At 64.8% G+C, this 19957-nt stretch carries 25 protein-coding genes, 1 tRNA gene and 1 riboswitch; of the genes, 5 read left to right on the top strand and 21 right to left on the bottom strand.

The features are described 5' to 3' along the window. Positions 1-17 precede the first annotated feature (17 nt). From ACN8M7_RS14405 to moaB, 18 genes are all read right to left on the bottom strand, one after another. Entirely contained in the window at positions 18-143 is a 126-nt protein-coding gene (locus tag ACN8M7_RS14405) for a hypothetical protein (RefSeq protein WP_490261190.1), read from the bottom strand. Next, positions 140-1345, bottom strand: a complete 1206-nt coding sequence (locus ACN8M7_RS14410) for an MFS transporter (RefSeq protein WP_061239885.1) — start codon at positions 1343-1345, stop codon at positions 140-142. The genes ACN8M7_RS14405 and ACN8M7_RS14410 overlap by 4 nt, the downstream gene beginning before the upstream one ends. Before the next feature lie 58 nt (positions 1346-1403). Further along, positions 1404-1808: a MarR family winged helix-turn-helix transcriptional regulator gene (locus tag ACN8M7_RS14415; RefSeq protein ID WP_061239886.1), complete on the bottom strand. Its 405-nt coding sequence runs from the start codon at positions 1806-1808 to the stop codon at positions 1404-1406. A 72-nt stretch (positions 1809-1880) separates the two neighbouring features. Beyond that, positions 1881-2612 (bottom strand): adenosylcobinamide-GDP ribazoletransferase, encoded by a 732-nt coding sequence (locus ACN8M7_RS14420; protein ID WP_490261191.1) that lies wholly within the window; start codon positions 2610-2612, stop codon positions 1881-1883. Further along, positions 2609-3181, bottom strand: a complete 573-nt coding sequence (gene cobC, locus ACN8M7_RS14425; RefSeq protein WP_490261192.1) for an alpha-ribazole phosphatase family protein — start codon at positions 3179-3181, stop codon at positions 2609-2611. Before cobC ends, ACN8M7_RS14420 begins: the two co-directional genes overlap by 4 nt. Further along, positions 3181-4236 carry a nicotinate-nucleotide--dimethylbenzimidazole phosphoribosyltransferase gene (gene cobT / locus ACN8M7_RS14430; RefSeq protein ID WP_490261193.1) on the bottom strand — a complete coding sequence of 352 codons (1056 nt, stop codon included), beginning with the start codon at positions 4234-4236 and terminating at the stop codon, positions 3181-3183. The genes cobC and cobT overlap by 1 nt, the downstream gene beginning before the upstream one ends. Further along, positions 4233-4754 carry a bifunctional adenosylcobinamide kinase/adenosylcobinamide-phosphate guanylyltransferase gene (gene cobU / locus ACN8M7_RS14435; protein ID WP_490261194.1) on the bottom strand — a complete coding sequence of 174 codons (522 nt, stop codon included), beginning with the start codon at positions 4752-4754 and terminating at the stop codon, positions 4233-4235. Before cobU ends, cobT begins: the two co-directional genes overlap by 4 nt. 56 nt (positions 4755-4810) lie before the next feature. After that, positions 4811-6259, bottom strand: a complete 1449-nt coding sequence (locus ACN8M7_RS14440; RefSeq protein WP_490261195.1) for a cobyric acid synthase — start codon at positions 6257-6259, stop codon at positions 4811-4813. Beyond that, the gene (gene cobD / locus ACN8M7_RS14445; RefSeq protein ID WP_490261196.1) at positions 6259-7269 is read right to left on the bottom strand and encodes a threonine-phosphate decarboxylase CobD; all 1011 of its coding nucleotides are present in this window, start codon (positions 7267-7269) and stop codon (positions 6259-6261) included. Before cobD ends, ACN8M7_RS14440 begins: the two co-directional genes overlap by 1 nt. Further along, complete coding sequence (cbiB, locus tag ACN8M7_RS14450; RefSeq protein ID WP_490261197.1) at positions 7262-8170, bottom strand: adenosylcobinamide-phosphate synthase CbiB; 909 nt, start codon at positions 8168-8170, stop codon at positions 7262-7264. The genes cobD and cbiB overlap by 8 nt, the downstream gene beginning before the upstream one ends. 3 nt (positions 8171-8173) lie before the next feature. Continuing rightward, positions 8174-8827: a 5,6-dimethylbenzimidazole synthase gene (bluB, locus tag ACN8M7_RS14455; protein WP_490261198.1), complete on the bottom strand. Its 654-nt coding sequence runs from the start codon at positions 8825-8827 to the stop codon at positions 8174-8176. Continuing rightward, positions 8824-10116 (bottom strand): cobyrinic acid a,c-diamide synthase CobB, encoded by a 1293-nt coding sequence (locus ACN8M7_RS14460; RefSeq protein WP_490261199.1) that lies wholly within the window; start codon positions 10114-10116, stop codon positions 8824-8826. The genes bluB and ACN8M7_RS14460 overlap by 4 nt, the downstream gene beginning before the upstream one ends. Further along, positions 10116-10727 (bottom strand): cob(I)yrinic acid a,c-diamide adenosyltransferase, encoded by a 612-nt coding sequence (gene cobO / locus ACN8M7_RS14465; RefSeq protein ID WP_490261200.1) that lies wholly within the window; start codon positions 10725-10727, stop codon positions 10116-10118. The genes ACN8M7_RS14460 and cobO overlap by 1 nt, the downstream gene beginning before the upstream one ends. Positions 10728-10915: 188 nt before the next feature. Further along, positions 10916-11136: riboswitch (cobalamin riboswitch) on the bottom strand. Between the two features lie 39 nt (positions 11137-11175). Further along, the gene (locus tag ACN8M7_RS14470; RefSeq protein ID WP_490261201.1) at positions 11176-11496 is read right to left on the bottom strand and encodes a hypothetical protein; all 321 of its coding nucleotides are present in this window, start codon (positions 11494-11496) and stop codon (positions 11176-11178) included. A gap of 6 nt (positions 11497-11502) precedes the next feature. Then, positions 11503-12027 (bottom strand): NlpC/P60 family protein, encoded by a 525-nt coding sequence (locus ACN8M7_RS14475; protein ID WP_061239920.1) that lies wholly within the window; start codon positions 12025-12027, stop codon positions 11503-11505. 84 nt (positions 12028-12111) lie between these two features. Beyond that, positions 12112-12738, bottom strand: coding sequence for a C40 family peptidase (locus tag ACN8M7_RS14480; RefSeq protein ID WP_490261202.1), 627 nt, complete (start codon positions 12736-12738; stop codon positions 12112-12114). A gap of 149 nt (positions 12739-12887) precedes the next feature. Beyond that, positions 12888-14102, bottom strand: coding sequence for a molybdopterin molybdotransferase MoeA (locus tag ACN8M7_RS14485; protein WP_490261203.1), 1215 nt, complete (start codon positions 14100-14102; stop codon positions 12888-12890). Continuing rightward, on the bottom strand, positions 14099-14638 hold the full coding sequence (moaB, locus tag ACN8M7_RS14490) for a molybdenum cofactor biosynthesis protein B (protein WP_061239929.1): 540 nt from the start codon (positions 14636-14638) through the stop codon (positions 14099-14101). Before moaB ends, ACN8M7_RS14485 begins: the two co-directional genes overlap by 4 nt. 68 nt (positions 14639-14706) lie before the next feature. Here moaB and mobA point away from each other — a divergent pair, with 68 nt between their 5' ends. The 3 genes from mobA (at position 14707) to ACN8M7_RS14505 (ending at position 15814) form a co-directional block, all read left to right on the top strand. Beyond that, complete coding sequence (gene mobA, locus ACN8M7_RS14495; protein ID WP_490261204.1) at positions 14707-15297, top strand: molybdenum cofactor guanylyltransferase MobA; 591 nt, start codon at positions 14707-14709, stop codon at positions 15295-15297. An 87-nt stretch (positions 15298-15384) separates the two neighbouring features. After that, entirely contained in the window at positions 15385-15606 is a 222-nt protein-coding gene (locus ACN8M7_RS14500; protein WP_061239935.1) for a YgdI/YgdR family lipoprotein, read from the top strand. 131 nt (positions 15607-15737) lie between these two features. Further along, positions 15738-15814, top strand: a tRNA-Pro gene (locus ACN8M7_RS14505). 61 nt (positions 15815-15875) lie between these two features. On the opposite strand, the gene ACN8M7_RS14510 is transcribed toward ACN8M7_RS14505, so the two are convergent. Both ACN8M7_RS14510 and ACN8M7_RS14515 read right to left on the bottom strand, forming a co-directional pair. Next, positions 15876-16112 (bottom strand): glutaredoxin family protein, encoded by a 237-nt coding sequence (locus ACN8M7_RS14510; RefSeq protein WP_490261205.1) that lies wholly within the window; start codon positions 16110-16112, stop codon positions 15876-15878. A gap of 48 nt (positions 16113-16160) precedes the next feature. Further along, positions 16161-17300 (bottom strand): DUF5610 domain-containing protein, encoded by a 1140-nt coding sequence (locus tag ACN8M7_RS14515; protein WP_490261206.1) that lies wholly within the window; start codon positions 17298-17300, stop codon positions 16161-16163. A gap of 318 nt (positions 17301-17618) precedes the next feature. Here ACN8M7_RS14515 and ACN8M7_RS14520 point away from each other — a divergent pair, with 318 nt between their 5' ends. Both ACN8M7_RS14520 and ACN8M7_RS14525 read left to right on the top strand, forming a co-directional pair. Further along, positions 17619-18866 (top strand): OprD family porin, encoded by a 1248-nt coding sequence (locus tag ACN8M7_RS14520; RefSeq protein ID WP_490261207.1) that lies wholly within the window; start codon positions 17619-17621, stop codon positions 18864-18866. Between the two features lie 122 nt (positions 18867-18988). Further along, positions 18989-19261, top strand: a complete 273-nt coding sequence (locus ACN8M7_RS14525; RefSeq protein WP_061239946.1) for a Rho-binding antiterminator — start codon at positions 18989-18991, stop codon at positions 19259-19261. A 103-nt stretch (positions 19262-19364) separates the two neighbouring features. Here the strand turns inward: ACN8M7_RS14525 and ACN8M7_RS14530 are convergent, their stop codons facing one another. Next, positions 19365-19904 carry a DUF2058 domain-containing protein gene (locus ACN8M7_RS14530; protein ID WP_061239949.1) on the bottom strand — a complete coding sequence of 180 codons (540 nt, stop codon included), beginning with the start codon at positions 19902-19904 and terminating at the stop codon, positions 19365-19367. Positions 19905-19957 lie beyond the last annotated feature (53 nt).

Genomic DNA, 19957 nt, shown 5'->3' on the forward strand with positions numbered 1-19957 from the left:
GGCCCAGCCTCAGGCAACTAGCAGATGCCGACCCCCAGTTGCAGCAGCGCCAGCCCACCCTGACGCCAGCCCCACCAGGCCAGCGCCAGCAGCACGCCGAAACCCAGCGCCAGGGCACTGAGCGTCAGCAGCTTGCGGCTCATGCCGGCGCGCCCTGCAACCGCGCTACCGGCACTTCACGCACCGGCCAGTTGAGCGCGGCGGCCATCAGGCTCAGGCCGATGGAAATCTGCCAGACCAAGTCGTAGCTGCCGGTGGTGTCGTAGAGATACCCGCCCAGCCAGCCGCCGAGGAAAGACCCGAGCTGGTGGAACAGGAACACGATACCGCCGAGCATCGACAGGTTGCGCACACCGAACAGAGTCGCCACGGTGCCGTTGGTCAGCGGTACCGTGGATAGCCACAACAGGCCCATGGCAATGCCGAACAGATAGGCGCTCCACTGCGTCAGCGGCGCCACCAGGAACAGCGTGATCACCACACCGCGCAGCAGATACAGGATGCTGAGCAGACGCGGTTTGGGCATGCGTCCACCGAGCCAGCCGGCGAAGTAAGTACCGAAGATGTTGAACAGCCCCACCAGCGCCAGCACCGTGGTACCTGTCAGCGCCGGCAAATGGTGATCGACCAGATAGGCCGGCAGGTGCACAGCGACGAAGACCACCTGGAAGCCACAGACGAAGAAGCCCAACGCCAGCAGCCAGAAACCCGAATGGCTGGTGGCCTCGCGCAGCGCCTCGCCCAGCGTTTGCTGCGGACCATTGCTCACTGGGGGCGGCGTTTCCTTGATCATCGCCGCCAGCGGAATCATCAACGCCACCAGCAGCCCCAGGGCCAGCAGTGCTGCCGACCAACCGAGCCAGCCGATCAGCCCAAGGGTGCCCGGCAACATGGCGAACTGGCCGAACGAGCCTGCGGCCGCGGCGACGCCCATGGCCATGCTGCGCTTCTCCGGCGGCACGGCGCGACCGACCACCCCCAGAATCACCGAGAACGAGGTGCCGGACAGACCGATACCGATCAACAGGCCGGCACTCAGCGACAACGACAACGGCGAGTCCGACATGCCCATGCAAAAGAGCCCCAGCACATACAGCACGCCACCCGTGACAATGGCCTTGCGTGCGCCAAAGCGGTCGGCCAGCGCCCCGGTGATCGGTTGCGCGATACCCCAGATCAGGTTCTGCAGGGCGATAGCGAAGGCGAACACCTCACGACCCCAGCCAAACTCCGCACTCATTGGCGGCAGGAACAGGCCGAAGCCATGGCGCGTGCCAAGCGACAGCGCCAGGATCAGCGATGCGCCGAGCAACAGCCAGGTGGTTGAACGCCATGCAGTGGTCATCGGTCTCTCCAGCAAACGGCCGTTGGCAGCCGTTAAGGCAGTAAAAATGTGTAGGCCATCAGGCCAGTTGTTCGAGCAACTTCATCAACTCGGCACGGCGACCCTCGCCCAGTTGTGCGGTTACCTCGCGCTGCGCCTGCTCCCATAGCGGCAATGCCTGGGCGATGCGTTGCAGGCCGGCTTCTGTGAGCCGTACCTCACGAGCGCGCAAGTCGCGCCCCTCTCCCAGTTGCACCAGCCCCTGTTCCTCCAGCACCCGTACATTACGGCCCAGCGTGCTGCGATCCAGCCCCATGGCCTCGGCCAGCAGCGAAATGCTCGGCTGCCCGAGCCGGTGTACGTGACGCAACAGGGAAAACTGCGCACCACCAAGCCCGACGGGTGCAAGGGCGTCATCGTAGAGACGGGTAACGCCGCGACTGGCGCGGCGCAGTTGAGTACAGAGACAGGAGGTCGGCAACATGAATGCAGGTATATACCCGCACTAGCGATTCATACTCATACAGTTGCGCACTGCGTCGGCAGAACAGTTGCGTCAGAGGCTCAGCGCAAGCGCTAAAAGTGCGGCGCACTCAGCCAGCTCGACAAGTGCCCCGGCCGTATCGCCCGTGGTGCCGCCGAGGCGTTGCAGCAAGGCGCGGCGCAGCCAGACGAACAGTAGCAAGCCCGTCGCCAGCGCCAGCAGCCCCTGCCAGCCGAACAGCAGCATGCCCAGCAGGTGCAGACCCAGCACCCTGGGCAGTTGCCGACGCGGCAGGTGATCGACCAGCGCCTGGCCCAGGCCGCCGGCGCGCACGTAGGGTGTGGTCGCCAGCAACAGCGGCAACAGGCTGCGCCCCAGCCAGGGCAACAATACGAGATAGATCCCCTGCCCGGCCTGCAACAGCGTGAACAATGCAGCGAACTTCAGGAGCAACAGCAGCACCAGCACCACTACCGCAATCGGGCCGCTGCGCGGGTCTTTCATGATCGCCAGGGTCCGCTCGCGGTCGCCGAAGCCACCGACCCAGGCGTCGGCCGTATCGGCCAGGCCATCCAGGTGCAGACCGCCGCTCAACGCCACCCACAGCGCCAGCAGCAGCGCCGCCTGCAACAGCGCCGGTGCCTGCCCCAACAACAGGTGCGCGCCCCACAGCAGCAGACCGAGCAGCAGACCTACGGCGGGATACCAGAGCAGCGAACGGCCCATCTGCTCCGGCGAAGGCATACCCGGCAGCTTGACCGGTAAGCGGGTGAGAAACTGCAGGGCGATCAGCAGCGCGATCATGACGACTCCGTCAGTTGCCCGTCGGCATCCAGGCTCAGGCGAAAGCGCTGGGCGTAACCGACATTGACCTGCAGCAGCTCCTGGCGCGGCAAGCCGCGTGCCCGCGCCAGCAACAGGCGCATCACGCCGCCATGAGTGATCACCAGCAGACGCTCGCCGGCATAGCTGCGCTGCAAGCGCAGCAAAGCCGCAAGAATGCGCGCTTCGAACTGCAGCAGAGGCTCGCCATTGGGCGGTGTGAATGCATAGGGGTCGGCCCAGAACTGCCCCAGCGCCTCGGCATCACTGTGCATCAGCTCGGCAGCACTGCGCCCTTCCCAGTCACCAAAATGCAGTTCCTGCAGGCCAGGCTCGAGGTGCAGCGGCAAGGCATGAGCGGCGGCCAGCTCCTCGGCAAACCGGGCACAGCGCTGCAGCGGCGAGCTGATCAGGCGATCCCAGGGGCCGGCACCCCGCACGGCGCCCCGCAACTGCGCCCAGCCCTGTTCAGTCAGCGCATCGTCCAGGCTGCCGCGCAAGCCGCCGCCCAGCTCGGTCTCGCCATGACGCAGCAATTCCAGATGCAGCATCAGCCTGGCCTCTGCGCCACGGCGGCTTCGGCGAAGGTCGCCATCTGTCCGTGCAGGGCACAGGCCAGACGCAGCAATGGCACGGCCAGCGCAGCACCACTGCCCTCGCCCAGACGCAGGCCCAACTCCAGCAGCGGTTCGGCCTCCAGCGCCTGCAGTACGCGCACGTGACCCGGCTCGGCGCCGTGGTGGGCGAACAGCAGCCAGTCACGGCAGTCGGGGTTCAGGCGCACCGCGAGCAAGGCCGCAACGCTGCAGATGAAGCCATCGACCAATATCGCAATGCCGTGCTGTGCAGCGGCCAGGTAGGCGCCAACGAGCGCGGCGATCTCGAAGCCACCGAGGTGAATCAGCGCCTGCAACGGATCGCCGATCTGCCCCCGGTGCAGCGCCAGCGCGGCGTCGATCACCCGCGCCTTGTGCGCCACGCCAGCGCCGTCCAGTCCGGTACCGGGGCCGGCCAGCTCGCTCGCCGGGCAATTCAGCAGCCAGCAGGCCAGCGCTGCCGCCGCAGTGGTATTGCCAATGCCCATCTCACCGCCGACGAACAGGTCGCAACCGAGCGCACGCGCACGCTGGATGCTGTCGCGGCCGGCTTCCAGGCAAATCAGCGCCTGCGCCAGGGTCATGGCCGGAGCGCAGGCGAAGTTCTGCGTACCAGCACCGACCTGCAGATGGCGCACGCCAGGTAATGGCGGCAATGGTTCGACCGTGCCCAGGTCGATGACCTCCAGCGCGCCATCGAGCTCGCGCGCGAGCACGCTGATGGCCGCGCCGCCGCTGACGAAGTTGGCCAGCATCTGCCCGGTCACCGCCTGCGGGAAAGCGGAAATCCCCTCAGCGACCACGCCATGGTCGCCGGCAAAAATGGCGATACACAGTTTGTCCAGGCTCGGCCGCTCGCGTCCCTGCAAGGCCGCCAGATGAATGGCCAGCGCTTCCAGGCGCCCGAGCGAACCCGCCGGCTTGGTCAGTTGCGCCTGACGGGTCTGCGCCTTGGAGCGAGCGACATGATCGAGTGGCTGACAGGGCCCTTGCCACCATTGCAGAGTCATAACGAATCCCCCTTGAGCAGCATGGGCAGCCCGGCGACGGTGAACAGCACACGCTGGCTGCGCTCGGCCAGAGCCTGGTGCAGCCAGCCGGCTTCATCGACATAACGGCGGGTCAACTCGCCGAGCGGCACCACACCCAGGCCGGTTTCGTTGCTGACCAGCAGGATGCGCCCCGGCAACTCGCTCACGCAGCCGAGCAATGCCTCTCGCTCAGCCTCGAGCCGCGCCGGATCTTCCAGCATCAGCAGATTGGTCAGCCACAGGGTCAGGCAGTCGACCAGCAGGCAACGCCCCGGCACAGCCTGTTCGCGCAGCACGCGAGCCAGCGCCAGCGGCTCTTCGACCAGCGCCCAATGGGCCGGCCGCCGCGCGCGATGCTGGGCGACACGAGTGTTCATCTCGCCGTCGAGTGGCTGACTGGTGGCGACATAGACCACCTCCAGCCCCGACTCACCGGCCAGTTTCTCGGCCAACCGGCTCTTGCCGGAACGGGCACCGCCGAGGATCAATTCAAGCATCTTCACTCCGTTGCGTGCGCCGTGCGCACCGTTCAATAGCTCGTGCGTCGCGCTCGTCACAGGCCACAGAGAACCCGTAACTGCTGGGTATCCAGGTGCAGCTCCACCTGATCCGCCAGGCGCTCGATATCGCGCTCACGCAGCGCCTGATAGTCCACCGCCTGCACCTCGCGCAGCCCCGCCCAGCGCAACAGTGCTGCGAACGCCGGTGGTTGCTCGAACAGGCCATGCAGGTAGGTGCCGAACACCTGGCCATCGGTACTCAGGCCACCGTCGCTGCGCCCGTCATCGAGCTGCACGGCGCCGTTGAGCCCCGGCCCGCGACTGACGCCGGCGTGGATCTCGTAGCCGCTGACCGGCGCCTGCTCCAGGCACAAATGGCCGCGCACGTTGCGCAGCTGTTTTTCCGGCTCCAGCACCGTTTCGAAATCCAGCAGGGCCAGCCCCTCGCTGCTACCCGCCGCGCCCTCGAGGCCGTGCGGATCGTGAATCTGTCGACCGAGCATCTGCAGTCCTCCGCAGATGCCCAGAACCTTCCCGCCATAGCGCAAGTGGCGGGCAATCGCCTTGTCCCAGCCCTGCTCACGCAGACGTGCGAGATCGGCACGCACGCTCTTGGAGCCAGGCAGGATGATCAGATCCGCCGGGGGAATGGCCTGACCGGGTCCGACGAAGCTCAGGTGCACCTGCGGATGCAGACGCAACGGGTCGAAATCGGTGTGATTGCTGATGCGCGGCAGCACCGGCACCACCACACGCAAGGCCTCATCGTCCTTGGCTTGCTGACGGGTATCGACGGCATCCTCGGCTTCCAGGTGAAAGTCCATCAGGTACGGCAGCACGCCGAGTACCGGCTTGCCGGTGCGCTGTTCGAGCCAGTCCAGCCCGGGCTTGAGCAACGCGATGTCACCGCGAAAACGATTGATCACGAAGCCCCGGATGCGCGCCTGCTCGCTCGGGCTGAGCAGCTCCAGGGTGCCAACCAGATGAGCGAACACACCGCCCTTGTCGATGTCGGCGATCAGAATCACCGGGCAATCCACCGCCTCGGCAAAGCCCATGTTGGCGATGTCGCCGGCACGCAGGTTGATCTCGGCCGGCGAGCCTGCGCCCTCGACCAGCACCAGTTCATGGTGCTCCAGCAAACGCGCGTGGGACTCCAGCACCGCCGCCATAGCCACTGGCTTGTAACCGTGATAGGTCAGCGCCTGCATGTTGCCGATGGCGCGGCCGTGGATAATCACCTGGGCGCCCATGTCGCTGTTGGGCTTGAGCAGCACCGGGTTCATGTCGGTATGTGGCTGCAGGCCGGCCGCTTGTGCCTGCACCGCCTGCGCCCGGCCGATCTCGCCACCGTCGGCGGTCACGGCAGAGTTGAGCGCCATGTTCTGCGCCTTGAACGGCGCGACGGAAATGCCCTGGCGCCGCGCCCAGCGGCACAGCGCCGTCACCAGCGTGCTCTTGCCCGCATCGGAGGTGGTGCCCTGCACCATCAGCGTAGCCATCAGGGCGTTTCCTCGAGACTCGCCAGGATCGGCGCGCACTCCAGCAGTCCCTGCTCCAACCGCAGCCAGCCTGATTCGTCCGCCGGCAGACCGAAACGCAGGCTGTCCAACTCGGCGAACAGCCGCACCAGGATGCCACGCCGCGCCAGCAGCTCGGCGCAGGGCACGGCGCGACGGGTGCAGCAGAACTGGAACAGCGACGAGCCCCCGGTCGACGGCAGGCCACAGTCACGCAGCAGCGCCGTCAGACGCTCGCCGTCGGCCAGCAGGCGTTCACGCTGGCGACGCTGCCCCTCGCCATCGACCAGTAGGCTATGCGCCACGCTGCGCGCCGGGCCGCTGACGGCCCAGGGGCCGAGCAGCACTTGCAGCTCATCCAGCAGCGCCTGGGCGGCCAGGACGAAGCCCAGACGCAGGCCGGCCAGGCCGAAGAACTTGCCGAACGAGCGCAGCACGATCAGCCCCGGCATGTCGCTGTAGGCGGCCAGGCTGTGCTCCGGCGTGCAATCCATGAAAGCTTCGTCGACCACCAGCCAGCCGCCCCGCTCGGCCAGTTCATCGTGCCAGTCGAGCAGACGGGCCGGTTCGATCAGGCGACCAGTCGGGTTGTTCGGGTTGACCAGCAGCAGCACGTCCAGCTGCGGCAGCGCGCGATGCACCGAACCTTCGCTGAGCTTGGTGACACGGTGGCCTTCGCGACGCCAGGCGGCAGCGTGCTCGGCGTAGGTCGGCGCGATGATGCCCACACTGGCGTCGCGGCGCAGACGCGGCAAGGCCTGGATCGCTGCCTGCGAGCCGGCGACCGGCAGCAGACTGACGGCGCCATAGTAGTCGCGCGCGGCCTGTTCCAGCCCATCGTCCGCTTCGGGCAGGCGCGCCCAGGCCGAACCGGGGACGGCCGGCAGATCCCAACCGTAGGGCGACACCCCGGTGGACAGATCCAGCCAGTCTTCCAGGGGGATGCCATAGCGCTGCACAGCGGCGCGCAGTCGACCTCCATGCTCAAGCAACCCAGACCTCCCATAGGATCAGGCACACCAGCCACAAGCCAACGCCTGCGACGACTCGATTCATCGCCCGCTCGATATCCCGCGCACGCGGCGCCGGGCCCTCGCCCAACTGCGGGCGCTCATGCCGCTCGCCATGATACTCCGCCGCACCGCCCAGGCTCACGCCGAGGCTGCCTGCACCAGAGGCCATCACCGGGCCAGCATTGGGACTGTCCCACAACGGGGCCTGCTTGCGCCAGCAGCGCAGGGCCAGGGCGGTGCGCCCGAGCAGTGCATAGGTCAGCGCCACCAGGCGTGCAGGAATGTAATTGAGCACGTCATCGATCTTCGCCGCGGCCCAGCCAAAACGCTCGAAGCGGTCGTTGCGATAACCCCACATGGCATCGAGGGTATTGCTCAGGCGATACAGGACCACGCCCGGCGCGCCAGCGACGATGAACCAGAACAAGGCGGCGAACACCGCATCGGAACCATTCTCCAGCACCGATTCGGTACCGGCGCGGGCCACGCCCGTGGCGTCCAGTTCGGCGGTGTTACGGCTGACCATCCAGCCGACGCGCTCACGCGCCAGGGCCAGATCGCCCAGGCGCAACGCCTGCGCCACCGGTTGCGCATGTTCGTACAGGCTGCGCAGGCCAAGGGCGAAGTACAGGGCCAGGATCTCCACCGCCCAGCCCAGTGAACTGACCTGCGTCAGCAACCAGGTGATCAAGGTCAGCGGCAGCACCGCCAGACACCAGGCCGTGACGCCATGGCTGCGCCAACCGCCGCCGGCGGGATTGAAGCGCTGCTCCAGGCGCTCGGCCAGACGCCCGAAAGCCACCAGCGGGTGCGCGCGCCGGGGCTCACCCAGCGCGGCGTCCAGCGCCACGCCGGCGCAGGTGATCAGCGCCAGGCTCATCGTTCAGTCACCCTGTATTCCCCATCGATTCTCGAACAGCAACTCGGCCAGAGGCCGCGGCTTGGCCCAGCCCTCTTCCACCAGCATCGGTTTTTCGTAAAAGGCATGCACCGGCCCCAGACACAGCAGCGCCACCGGCTTGCTGCCGGCCGGCATCCCCAGCAGCTCGGCGAGTGCCTCGGGGTCGAACAGCGAGACCCAGCCAAGCCCCAGCCCTTCGGCCCGCGCGGCCAGCCAGAGATTCTGAATGGCACAGGCGACCGAGGCCATATCCATTTCCGGCAAGGTGCGTCGTCCGAAGACATGCGCTTCACGCCCGTCCATCAGCGCCACCGCCAGCAGTTCGGCGCAATCGCGGATACCTTCGACCTTGAGCCGCATGAATTCATCCGAACGCTCGCCCAGGGCTTCGGCGGTGCGTACCCGCTCGGCCTCCACCAGCGCATGGGCCGCCTCGCGCAACGGCCGATCGCTGATACGCAGGAAACGCCAGGGCTGCATCAGACCGACGCTGGGCGCGTGGTGCGCCGCTTCGAGCAGGCGCGCCAGCACCTCGGGCGGCACCTGACCACCGGCGAAGTGGCGCATGTCACGGCGCTCGGCGATGACGCGGTACACCGCGGCGCGCTCCTCAAGACTGAAAGCGTGGTCGGTCACGGACGCAACAGCGCAGCGGCTGCCTCCGGGTTGGACGGCAAGTAGAAGTGGATATAGCTGGCGGTGAGTCGACCCAGGCGGTACACCGCCTCGGCCACTGGTTTGCCATTCGGGCAGCGGCCGAGCGCCAGTGGCTGCAATGGACTTTCCAGCCGCGAGTGGTGGTAACTGTGGCCGCGCAGCTCACCCTCCGGCAACGTCACCTCCTGCAGGGCCAGAGCCGTCAGGCGGGCCTGCAATGCCGCGCTGCCGCTGAGCAGACCGAGCATGCGCCCACTGGCGCCCTGTTTGTCACGCAGCTCATCGAGCAAGTAGAGCATGCCGCCACATTCGGCGAGCAGCGGCTTGCCGGCCCGGTGATGGGCACGAATCGCGTCAGCCATGGCCTGATTGCCCTCCAGCTCGGACAGGTACAGCTCGGGATAACCGCCCGGCAGATAAAGGCTGTCCACGTCAGGCAACGTGCGGTCGCTCAGTGGCGAGAAGAAATGCAGCTCGGCCCCGAGTGCGTGCAGCAGGTCGAGGTTGGCCTGATAAAGAAAGGCGAACGCCGCGTCACGCGCCACGCCGATACGAACTCCGGCCAGCAGCTCAGGTGGCGGCTCAATCACCGGCGCGGCAAAACTCACTGCCGGCGGCAGATCAACGTCGGCGGTAGCTGCCAGCGCATCGGCAGCGGCATCCAGGCGCGCGTCCAGATCAGCCAGCTCGTCTGCCTGCACCAGGCCCAGGTGACGACTGGGCAGTTCCACCGCAGCGCTACGCGGCAAGGCGCCGAACCAGCGAATGCTGGGCGGCAATGCATCGCGTAGGATGTCGCCATGACGGGTGCTGGCCACGCGGTTACCGAGCACGCCGGCAAAAGGCAGGTCTGGCTGGAAGGTGGCCAGGCCATGGGCCAGCGCACCGAAGGTCTGCGCCATTGCTGCGCCATCGATCACCGCCAGCACCGGCACGCCGAAACGACGCGCCAGATCGGCCGCCGAGGGTTTGCCATCGAACAGCCCCATCACCCCTTCGATGAGAATCAGATCGGCCTCGCCTGCGGCCTGCCACAACAATCGACGGCTCTCGCCCTCACCGACCATGGCCAGATCGAGCTGGTACACCGGCGCGCCACTGGCACGGGCATGGATCATCGGATCGAGAAAATCCGGACCGCACTTGAATACCCGCACTCGCCGCCCCTGGCGCGTATGCAGGCGCGCCAGGGCGGCAGTCACGGTGGTCTTGCCCTGGCCGGAGGCCGGGGCGGCAATCAACAGTGCCGGGCAGTGACGTGCAGCCATCAGAATTCGACGCCCTTCTGAGCCTTAACCCCGGACTTGAAGGCATGTTTGACCAGGCTCATCTCGGTGACCGTATCGGCCGCCTCGATCATCCCCGGCAAGGCGCCACGGCCCGTCACCACCACATGCTGCAGCAGCGGCCGGGCCTCGATATCGGCCAGCACCGCGTCCAGTTCGAGGTAGCCATGCTTGAGGGCGATGTTCAGCTCGTCCAGCACGACCAGGCCGACGGACTCGTCGCTGAGCAGGCGCTGGGCCACAGCCCAGGCTTCCTGCGCCTTGGCGATATCCCGCTGACGATCCTGGGTTTCCCAGGTAAAGCCCTCGCCCATGACGTGGTAGCTGACCTCTTCGGGAAAGCGCCTGAAGAAGGTTTCCTCACCGGTGCTGGCAGCGCCCTTGATGAACTGCACCACGCCGACCCGGAGGCCATGACCGAGGGCGCGCGCGACCATGCCGAAGGCGCTGCTGCTCTTGCCCTTGCCATTACCGCTGTGCACCAGCAGCAGGCCGTATTCGTCCTGAGCCTGGGCGATCTTCTCGTCGATCAGGGCTTTCTTGCGCTGCATGCGCGCCTTGTGGCGGGCATCGCGTTCGCTGGACTCGTTCATGCTGTGCTCCTGTACATCAGGCACCCGCGTCTGCTGTTGGTTAAACAGCATGAGCGGCGATGAGAAAGCAGGTCGCGATGATCCGCACGTTCTCACCCAGGCGCCAATGGCTGGTCAGGCGAGCGGAAGACAGGAAACACCCACACCCCGGGAAACCGGAGCGTCGGCCGGACAACGCCCTCCGCGATGCCGTGAAATTGCGACAGGCCGGTCTCCGGGCTCGTGAGTGAACCCAAAGGCTCGACACCGCGCCTTCCCGTGCAGAGCACAGTGGCGTTGCAGACTGCGTGAGCGGTGTTTGACTCACCTACCGTTGCGGGGGCAGCGCCGGCATTCGGACCGGCTTCCCTGTTTCACCCCTCATGCGCGCTTGACGGCAACTCGGGGCACCTGAAGCAAGGCGCGCAGGGTAGAGGCTGGCAGCCCTGCGCGTCAACGCCGAGACCGCTCAATGCCTGGGCGTGAAGCCCGCCGGTTTGGTGGCCAGCCACTCGACGAAGGTACGCAGACGCTCATCACCCAGCAGCGCGTCGCGGCTGTTATAGGTCAGCGCCAGCTCCTTTTCGCTGAACAACCGGTGAATCTGGTTATGGCAGGCGCGACAGACCCAGAGCGTGGCCGTGATCCGCGCGTGGCGAGCGAAGCGTTTCTGCACGTAGGCCTTGTCGTGCAGTGCTTTGGGAATCAAATGATGACGCGTCAGCGCAACCGGCCGTGCGCACAGCTCGCAAGCCTCGGGCTGAGGCGGCAGGCGAATGGGCTCGGCCATGGCTGGTCAGGGATTGCGGGCAAGCTCGGGCGTGATCACACGCTTGGCATCGAGGTAGACACGCTGCCAGTAGACGTTGTCGAGACTGTCCAGACGCACCGTACCGCCCGTGGACGGCGCATGTACGAAACGCCCCTCGCCGACGTAGATACCGGCGTGACTGACAGCGCGCCCGCCATTGGTGGCGAAGAACACCAGATCACCGCTTTGCAGCGCATCGCGGCGAACGTCCGGAGTGCGCATCGCACTCAGCTCGCGGGTCGAGCGCGGTAGGCGGATACCCGCAGCATCGCGGTATACATAGCCGATCAGACCACTGCAGTCGAAGCCACCCTCTGGCGTGTTACCGCCATAGCGATAAGGCGTGCCGACCAACCCCAGCGCGCGAAACAACACATCATCAGTACCGCCCTGATAGGCGGAAGAAGACACCGGAGGAATATAGGTCGGCTGAGGAGAAGGTGCGCGGCTGCTACAGGCACTCAGCAGCAGCACGAGAGAAATGAGGGCAACACGGGTCGTGACGGGCATAAGCGAGGCGATCCAGAGCCTGAGTGCGCTCTACTCTGCCGATTCACGACGAACGGCGCAACCCTTGGGTTACGCCGTGACCCATCAGTTGTGGCGCTTGGCGGCGACCTGCTCTTCCACCGGAGCCAGTGCCAGGACGCGCTTGGCCTGCAGGTAACTGCGGTTCCAGTAGCTGTCGTCCAGGCTGTCGATACGCACACCACCGCTGCGGCTGCTGCTGGAGTGGATGAACTGGTCATCGCCCAGGTAGATGCCGGCATGGCTGACGCGACCACGGCCACGGTCGTTGAACAGAATCAGATCACCCGGCTCCAGATCGGCGCGCGCCACCTTGGGCGCGGCCAGCTTGATCAACTCACGGGTCGAACGCGGCAGTTCGAGACCAACTTCCTTGCGGAACAGGTAACCCACGAAACCGCTGCAATCGAAACCGGACTGCACCGAAGTGCCGCCATAGCGATAACGCGTACCGATCAGCGAACGCCCGAGGTCGAGCAGACTGTCAGCCAACTGCGGCATTTCGTAGGGTTTGTCGTCGGTCAGCGCGGCGATTTCATCGTCGGCAGGCTCAGGCTCGACCTGCTGGGAGAGCGGACGAGCAACTGGCTCGACCGCGGCTTCGCCGATCTGCGGTTGCGGCGCGTGGCCGGCGCAGGCAGCGAGAAAGGCTGTGAGTGCAAGAGGCACGAGGGGTGCGAAGCGTCTTAGCATGGGCACGACCGTGTCGATTGAATTTACAAGCTGGCGAATATGCCCGCTATAAGGCTCATTTGCAAATTCTATCGTTATAAATGTGACCCAGTAGTTTCGCCACGCAATCTAAAGCGCCCGACCGTTCGCACGGCCGGGCAACTCAGGCGCTAGCCGAGAATCTCGCTCAGCGGGATAAAGCGCAGCATATCCCCCTCGGCCAGCGTGCTGCCTTCCATCACCTCGGCCAGCCCTTCGGCCCAGGCGGCGCTAAGCAGCACGCCTGAACTCTGATTGGCGTAGGGCACCACCCGCCCCTGCTCCAGGCGTGCCCGCAGGTACTCGCGACGCATGCCCGGCTTGCGCCAGGCGAAACCTGCCGGCACCGCGAAGCCCAGGGGCTCGACACGCTGCACGCCCAGGCGGCGCAGCATGTAAGGACGCGCCAGCAGGCCGAAGGTAACCAGTGTCGAGGCCGGGTTGCCCGGCAAGCCAATGACCGGAACGCCCTGGTAATGACCGAACGTCAGTGGTTTGCCGGGCTTGATCGCCAGCTTCCACAGCGCCAGCTCGCCGGCCTCGCGCAGGGCCATGCCAAGAAAATCTGCCTCACCGACAGAAACACCACCCGTGGAGAGAATCAGGTCGACCTCGCCCAGGCCGCCCAGCGCCTCGCGGGTGAGCTGCAGGTCATCGGGCAGGATGCCTGCATCGACCACGCTGCAACCCAGTCGCTGCAGCCAGGCGATCAACAGACGTCGATTACTGTTGTAGATCTGGCCCGGCCCCAAGGCCTGCCCTGGCTCGACCAGCTCATCCCCGGTGGACAGCACGGCGACGCGCAGGCGCCGACGCACCGACAAGTGCGCAGCGCCGAGAGAGGCCGCCAGCCCCAGTTCGATAGGCCCCAGACGCGTGCCTGCCGGCAGCACGCAATCGCCGATACGAGTTTCCTGACCTTGAGCACGGACGTTCTGAGCGACCTTCAGCTGCTGGCGAAAATGCACGCGCCCCGCCTCATCGACTTCGACGTTTTCCTGCATTTCCACGGTGTCGGCGCCCTCAGGCAGCGGCGCTCCAGTGAAAATGCGCGCACAGGTTCCTGGCTCCAGGGGCGCAGGCGCAGTGCCGGCCTGAATGCGTTGACTGACCGGCAACGGCTGGTCGTTCCAGTCGGCCAGCCGCAGGGCATATCCGTCCATGGCGCTGTTGGCCCAAGGCGGCAGATCCAGCGCTGCGATCAGCGGCTCGGCCAGCACCCGACCATCAGCCTCGGCCAGCGCAACCTGCTCGACCTGCTCGATCGGCGCCGCCTCTGCCAGCGCCAGCAGGCGTTCCAGCGCTGCTTCCATTGGCAACAGGCCGGGGTGATCGCAACCACTCATCCACGGGTCTCGCAGGCAGCAATCTGTTTCAGGTGCGGGACGAAGTTGCAGGGACGGTGCCGCGCATCCAGCTGCTCGCCGAGAATGCCGTCCCAAGCGGTGCGGCAGGCGTTGGTCGACCCCGGCAGGCAGCACACCAGGGTGCCATTGGCCAGACCGGCCAGCGCGCGCGACTGAATGGTGGAGGTGCCGATATCGGCAACGGATATCTGCCGGAACAGCTCACCGAAGCCGTCGACCTGTTTGTCCAACAAGCAGGCGACCGCTTCCGGCGTGCTGTCACGGCCGGTGAAGCCGGTGCCGCCCGTGATCACCACGACCTGCACCTGGTCCTCGGCGATCCAGGTCGCTACCTGGGCGCGGATCTTGTACAGGTCGTCCTTGAGCAGCACGCGAGCGGCCAGTTGGTGGCCGGCAGCAGTCAGGCGATCAACCAGCAGTTGCCCCGAGGTATCGTTCTCCAGCGTACGCGTGTCGCTGACGGTGAGCACGGCGATGTTCAGCGGCACGAAAACCGCTTCGGCCTTGTGGTTCATGGCAGGCATCCAATTAGTAGACAATGGGCGCTGTTATATCACACAGCCTGCCCTCGGAGACTGCCTGCATGCCCGCTTCCAAAGCCCTTCCCAGCTGCTCGGTACTACTGCTTTCCGGCGGCCGCGGCCAGCGCATGGGCGGCCACGACAAGGGTTTGCTGGAATGGCAAGGCCGCCCACTGATCGCCTGGTTGCATGACCTGACCAGACCAATGAGCGACGACCTGATCATTTCCTGCAACCGCAACAATGAACGCTATGCGCCTTATGCCGATCAGCTGGTCGCCGACGAGGATGAAGACTTCCAGGGGCCGCTGGCAGGCATTCGCGCCGGCATGGCCGCAGCACGCCACGAACAGATGCTGGTATTGCCGTGTGACGCCCCGCTGGTCAACCGCGCACTGCTCGAGTCGCTACTGGCGCAATCAGGCAGCCAACCGGTGGTGATTCGCCAGGGTAATTACTGGCAACCGCTGTTCTGCCTGCTCCCCACACGACTGAAGGACGACCTGGAGCAGGCCTGGCAATCCGGCGAGCGCAGCCCACAACGCTGGTTCGGCAAACTGTCCCCCATCGCCGTCGAGTGCCCGGCGGGCGACGCCCGACTGGCCAATTTCAATACACCGGAAACACTGACGGCTCATCCATTGCCTGGCTGAAACACATCTGCCTCGGCGGAACTCATGTGACAGTTTTACGTCTGAGCCAGGGTATAGCATCCCTTTTAGTACCCAAGGAGACAGACCATGAACAAACGGATCATCCCCGCCCTGCTTATGACGATCGGCTTCGCTGTACTGGCCGGCTGCTCCACGCCGTCGGTGATCACGCTGAATGACGGGCGTGAGATCCAGACCGTCGACAAGCCCAACTTCGATGAAGAATCCGGCTTCTACGAATTCGAGCAGCTCGACGGCAAGCGCGCCACGATCAACAAGGATCAGGTGCAGACGGTCAAGGAGCTCTGAACAAGGGCACGTGAGGCGCTACTGAAAGATGCCGGGAACCCAAACCGGCTGACGACTGGATGCTCAGCCCGAAGATTTTTTCAGGCTAACCCCTTGTGCGATAAAAGTTTTTCAGTAGAATACGCCTCATTCGGAGTGTAGCGCAGCTTGGTAGCGCGTCTCGTTCGGGACGAGAAGGTCGCAGGTTCGAATCCTGTCTCTCCGACCAAATCAAAACCCGCCTTAACCGGCGGGTTTTTTATTGCCTGCAATTTGTTGGAATGTCGCTCTCAGCTCAGAAAGGCCACCACCTGCTCGGCATCGAATGGCCAGTTCAGCTCACCACCCGTGTCGCAGCGACGCAGTACCGGGATACGCAATCCGTAGCGCTCGACCATCCCTTCATGCTCGGCGATGTCGATCAACTCGACCAGCAGGCCATTCTCGACGAATGGCATGAGCAGCGCCTCGGCCACCTCGCAAAGATGGCAGCCCAGGGTTCCGAAAAGTTGGCATTCAGGCGTCATGAACGCACCTCACGATCAGCAAGGTGCACAGTTTAGCACCGGCGTCGATCAGCTCGCGTCGGCGTCCTTGCCCGCCTCATCGGCAACCAGCGACTGCAACCCGTCGAGCAGACTGCGGTTGAGGCTGTCGGCTTTCTCCAGGCGCGGCAGATCGAAGCGCTCATCCAGCGAGAAGCCGCCCTTGAGCAATTCCTTGAGCATGCTGCGCGGCTCCTGCGCCAGCTCACCCGCGCTGCGCAGCGCATCGAGCAGCCCCTGAGCGTAATCCTGCAGACCTGTATTGGTCGCACTGGCCCCCTGCCCGGCTACCGAACCATAGGCATCGGTGGCCTGCCGCACGCTGGTCTGGGTCAGGCGCAGCGACATCGACGCCAATTGCTCGCCATCCATGTCCAGTGCCATGGCGCGGTCGAAAGCGCCGGCCAGATCACCAGCATAGAACTTGTCGGAGAGATCCTGAACCTGACCGAACAGCTTCTCCAGCGCCTTGACCTCGTCATCGTCCAGCTCGCCTTCGACGTCCACCTGCCAGCCACCAATGCGCATGCTGCCGGACTGACTGCTACCCGCCACGGTCGCGGACTTGCCATCGCTGGAGGCGGCGAAGCTGCTCTGCGACCAATTGGCCGAAGCCTGCGCCACGGAAATACGCAGACGGTCACCATCGCGAGTGGTTACGGACAGCTCGAAGGTCTCCGCCAGTGCGCTGAAGCGTTCGCTGTAACCGGCCAGAGCGACCTTGTCCGAAGGGCTCTGGGCAGCGCTGCCGAAGCGCTTGTCGAGGTCACCGAAACCATCCTGAATACGCTTGTAGGTGTCATCGATATCGCCGGCTACCTGGCCTTTCAATACGCCCATGCCATCGAGAATCTTGCGTGCCTCGGCGAACCCCTTCTCCACGCCCTCGCGCGCCTGAGACAACAGCTTGTCCAACTTGGCCGGGTCAGCGCCGGCAGCAGCCTCGCTCTGCAAGCGCTGCTCGATGAAGCCCAGAATCCGCCCGGCCACTTTCTCCGGGGTGTAGTCCTCGCGCGACCCAGAGAGCGAGCCCGGCTGTACACCCAGCTTCTCCGCGAGGCGGTTGGCCAGCGTAGCCTGCGCATCGGCGGCGTTGTTACGCGCGGCCATGGGCTGGCTGGCTTGCGCAGTACGGGAAGCGGCGGAGTTGAGAGAGCTCAGAGGGTTCATGACTGGGTACCTGAATAGGTTATCTGCCGAACTTAACGGCCATCGAAGGGTGAGCTTTAATCTTTATCGACCAACGGTTGCCGACTTTTCTCAACTGCCGTAGCCCCTGCCGGGAATATTCCCGATGGTCGGCAAACCCGAGCAAAGCGCTGCCGAGCGCAAGCTAGAGCGCTCTCAACAATGCCACCGCTTCGCTCAAAGCCCCGCCAGACTAAAGTCTTACAGTCGACTCGCAGGTGAAATGCTTTATTTCACCGCGCCGTAACTGGCCGGTCATTTCGTGGCCGACCTGCTTATAACAACGAGGAGACAACAATAATGAGCAAGACTCCCCTCGCCCGCGCCGTGGCCCTCGCCACGCTGGGCGCCAGCCTCACCCTACCAAGCCTGGCACAGGCCGACTTCATCGCTGACAGCAAGGCCACCCTCGAACTTCGCAACTTCTATATGAACCGTGACCTGCGCGACACCACAGCCGCGCAGCAGTCCAAGCGTGAAGAATGGGCGCAGGGTTTCATCCTCAAGGCCGAGTCCGGCTTTACCGAAGGCACCGTCGGCTTTGGTCTGGACGCTTACGCAGGCCTGGGCCTGAAGCTCGACTCCTCGGACGACCGTGCCGGTACCAACCTGCTACCCAACGGCTTTGGCGATGAAGGCCCGGACGAGTATTCAGAGGCGACCGGCGCGGTCAAAGTGCGTATTTCAAACACTGTCGGCAAGGTTGGCGGCCTGATGCCCAAGCTGCCTATCGTGTCCTCCGGCGACTCGCGCCTGCTACCGCAAGTCTTCAACGGCGGCATGATCACCTCGCAGGAATTCGCCGGGCTGACGCTCAATGGCGGTCAGCTGCGTGAAGTGAACTTCCGCAACTCCACCGACAGCCAGGACATCACCGCCAGCAACGTCGGCGGCAAGAGCGACCGTTACAACTTCGGCGGCGGCGACTACAAGTTCAATGGCGGCAATACCACCGTCGGCCTGTGGTACGGCGAGCTGCAAGACATCTACGACCAGAAGCTCTACAACCTGATCCACGTGCAGCCGATTGGCGACTGGAAGCTGGGCGCCAACCTGGCCTACTTCGACTCCCAGGACAACGGCCGCAAGCTCGGCGGCGACGTGGACAACGACCTCACCTCGGTCAATCTCTGGGCCGGTATCGGCGCCCACACTTTCCGCCTGGGCTACCAGAAGGTCGGCGGCGACAACGCCTTCCCCTTCCTGAGCGAAACCGATCCCTACATCGTCAACTACCTGCAGATTCTCGACTTCACCCGCAAGGATGAGAAATCCTGGCAGGCCCGCTATGACATCAACTTCGCCAGCTACGGCATCCCGGGGCTGAGCGCCTTCGTTCGCTACGTCACCGGCGACGGCTTCGACGGCGTGGGCGGCGCGAGTGGCAAGGAATGGGAGCGCGACGTCGACATCAGTTACATCATCCAACAAGGCCCGCTGAAGAACCTGGGCGTGCGCTGGCGTAACGCGATGGTGCGCTCCAACGCGAGCATCGGTGATCTGGACGAAAATCGCCTGATCGTCAGCTACACCATTCCGCTGATGTAACACGCATCCGCGAAACAAAAGCGCCGCAACGCCGGTATCGGGTTGCGGCGTTTTTTATCGCCACGGGAAAGCAGCCAGAATCACTTCTCGGCTAGGCTGAAACCTGCGCGGAGGACGACTCGATGGACGACTACCAGCCCCTGGCCTGTGATCTCTACGATTATCTGGAGATTGCCTGCATGCATCGCTATCAGTTGGATATCGAGCTGGTCGACGGCACTCGCCTGCAGGGCCAGGCACTGACCACCGAAACGATAGCGAGCAAGGGAGAATTTCTGCTGGTACGTACAGCGGACGGCGAACAGCGCCTGCGCATGGACCACCTGCTGGCGATCACCCCGCAGGATGCAGGTGCCAGCTTTGGCCGGGTGCTGCTGGGCGGCAACAGCTGCTGAATGCGACTCGGCTAGCGCAAGGGTGCGCCACGCACCCCAGCGGCAATCGCATCAACCCGCGATGCGCACAGCACACCCTAGGCGAGCGTGCAGTAACGCAGCGTTACCACATCAGGTCGTCGGGGATCTGATAGGCCGCGTAAGGATCGTCGGCATCCGGCTCTTCGACATGGGTGTTGAGCAGGACGATGCGCGAAGCGTCGCGCTCCTGGATCTTCAACGCAGCCTCGCGCGGGATGATCTCGTAACCACCACCATGACGCACGATGGCCAGCCAGCCGTTGGAGAGCTTGTTGCGCACCATGGTATTGACCGGCAGGCGCTTGACCTTCTTGTCATCGACGAAGTTGTAGTAATCCTCGCCGTCGAGCTTGGGCAGACGCGAACGCTCGATCAGTTGTTTGACTTGCGCCGTACGCGCCTTCTGCTCGGCCTTTTCCTGCTGCTGACGATTCAGCTCCTGGTCACGCGCCGCCTTCTCGGCCTGCGCCTGCACCGCAGCCTGGCGCGCAGTGTCGTCCAGCTCGGCCTGGCCCTTGTGCGCCAGACGCTTCTGCTTCTGCTGCTGCTTGCCAGCCTGCTTGACCTGTTTTTCATTGACCAGGCCGGCTTTGAGCAGCTGGTCGCGCAGGGAAAGACCCATGACTAAAAATCCCGAACATGATTGTGTTGCGGCAGTGACGCAAATTCGCGCTG

The sequence above is a fragment of the Pseudomonas spartinae genome, assembly GCF_965197125.1.
Classification (GTDB): Bacteria; Pseudomonadota; Gammaproteobacteria; order Pseudomonadales; family Pseudomonadaceae; genus Aquipseudomonas; species Aquipseudomonas composti_A.

Excerpts from the sequence above, each read along its gene's own strand:
- ACN8M7_RS14420 (WP_490261191.1), bottom strand. The coding sequence starts at position 2,612 with ATGATCGCGCTGCTGATCGCCCTGCAGTTTCTCACCCGCTTACCGGTC.
- mobA (WP_490261204.1), top strand. The coding sequence starts at position 14,707 with ATGCCCGCTTCCAAAGCCCTTCCCAGCTGCTCGGTACTACTGCTTTCC.
- ACN8M7_RS14470 (WP_490261201.1), bottom strand. The coding sequence starts at position 11,496 with ATGGCCGAGCCCATTCGCCTGCCGCCTCAGCCCGAGGCTTGCGAGCTG.
- ACN8M7_RS14500 (WP_061239935.1), top strand. The coding sequence starts at position 15,385 with ATGAACAAACGGATCATCCCCGCCCTGCTTATGACGATCGGCTTCGCT.
- ACN8M7_RS14405 (WP_490261190.1), bottom strand. The coding sequence starts at position 143 with ATGAGCCGCAAGCTGCTGACGCTCAGTGCCCTGGCGCTGGGTTTCGGC.
- cobU (WP_490261194.1), bottom strand. The coding sequence starts at position 4,754 with ATGCTTGAATTGATCCTCGGCGGTGCCCGTTCCGGCAAGAGCCGGTTG.
- ACN8M7_RS14530 (WP_061239949.1), bottom strand. The coding sequence starts at position 19,904 with ATGGGTCTTTCCCTGCGCGACCAGCTGCTCAAAGCCGGCCTGGTCAAT.
- ACN8M7_RS14485 (WP_490261203.1), bottom strand. The coding sequence starts at position 14,102 with ATGAGTGGTTGCGATCACCCCGGCCTGTTGCCAATGGAAGCAGCGCTG.
- ACN8M7_RS14525 (WP_061239946.1), top strand. The coding sequence starts at position 18,989 with ATGGACGACTACCAGCCCCTGGCCTGTGATCTCTACGATTATCTGGAG.
- cbiB (WP_490261197.1), bottom strand. The coding sequence starts at position 8,170 with ATGAGCCTGGCGCTGATCACCTGCGCCGGCGTGGCGCTGGACGCCGCG.
- cobO (WP_490261200.1), bottom strand. The coding sequence starts at position 10,727 with ATGAACGAGTCCAGCGAACGCGATGCCCGCCACAAGGCGCGCATGCAG.
- ACN8M7_RS14520 (WP_490261207.1), top strand. The coding sequence starts at position 17,619 with ATGAGCAAGACTCCCCTCGCCCGCGCCGTGGCCCTCGCCACGCTGGGC.
- cobC (WP_490261192.1), bottom strand. The coding sequence starts at position 3,181 with ATGCTGCATCTGGAATTGCTGCGTCATGGCGAGACCGAGCTGGGCGGC.
- ACN8M7_RS14440 (WP_490261195.1), bottom strand. The coding sequence starts at position 6,259 with ATGGCTACGCTGATGGTGCAGGGCACCACCTCCGATGCGGGCAAGAGC.
- ACN8M7_RS14480 (WP_490261202.1), bottom strand. The coding sequence starts at position 12,738 with ATGCTAAGACGCTTCGCACCCCTCGTGCCTCTTGCACTCACAGCCTTT.
- ACN8M7_RS14510 (WP_490261205.1), bottom strand. The coding sequence starts at position 16,112 with ATGACGCCTGAATGCCAACTTTTCGGAACCCTGGGCTGCCATCTTTGC.
- ACN8M7_RS14410 (WP_061239885.1), bottom strand. The coding sequence starts at position 1,345 with ATGACCACTGCATGGCGTTCAACCACCTGGCTGTTGCTCGGCGCATCG.
- ACN8M7_RS14515 (WP_490261206.1), bottom strand. The coding sequence starts at position 17,300 with ATGAACCCTCTGAGCTCTCTCAACTCCGCCGCTTCCCGTACTGCGCAA.
- ACN8M7_RS14475 (WP_061239920.1), bottom strand. The coding sequence starts at position 12,027 with ATGCCCGTCACGACCCGTGTTGCCCTCATTTCTCTCGTGCTGCTGCTG.
- ACN8M7_RS14460 (WP_490261199.1), bottom strand. The coding sequence starts at position 10,116 with ATGGCTGCACGTCACTGCCCGGCACTGTTGATTGCCGCCCCGGCCTCC.
- cobT (WP_490261193.1), bottom strand. The coding sequence starts at position 4,236 with ATGACTCTGCAATGGTGGCAAGGGCCCTGTCAGCCACTCGATCATGTC.
- ACN8M7_RS14415 (WP_061239886.1), bottom strand. The coding sequence starts at position 1,808 with ATGTTGCCGACCTCCTGTCTCTGTACTCAACTGCGCCGCGCCAGTCGC.
- moaB (WP_061239929.1), bottom strand. The coding sequence starts at position 14,638 with ATGAACCACAAGGCCGAAGCGGTTTTCGTGCCGCTGAACATCGCCGTG.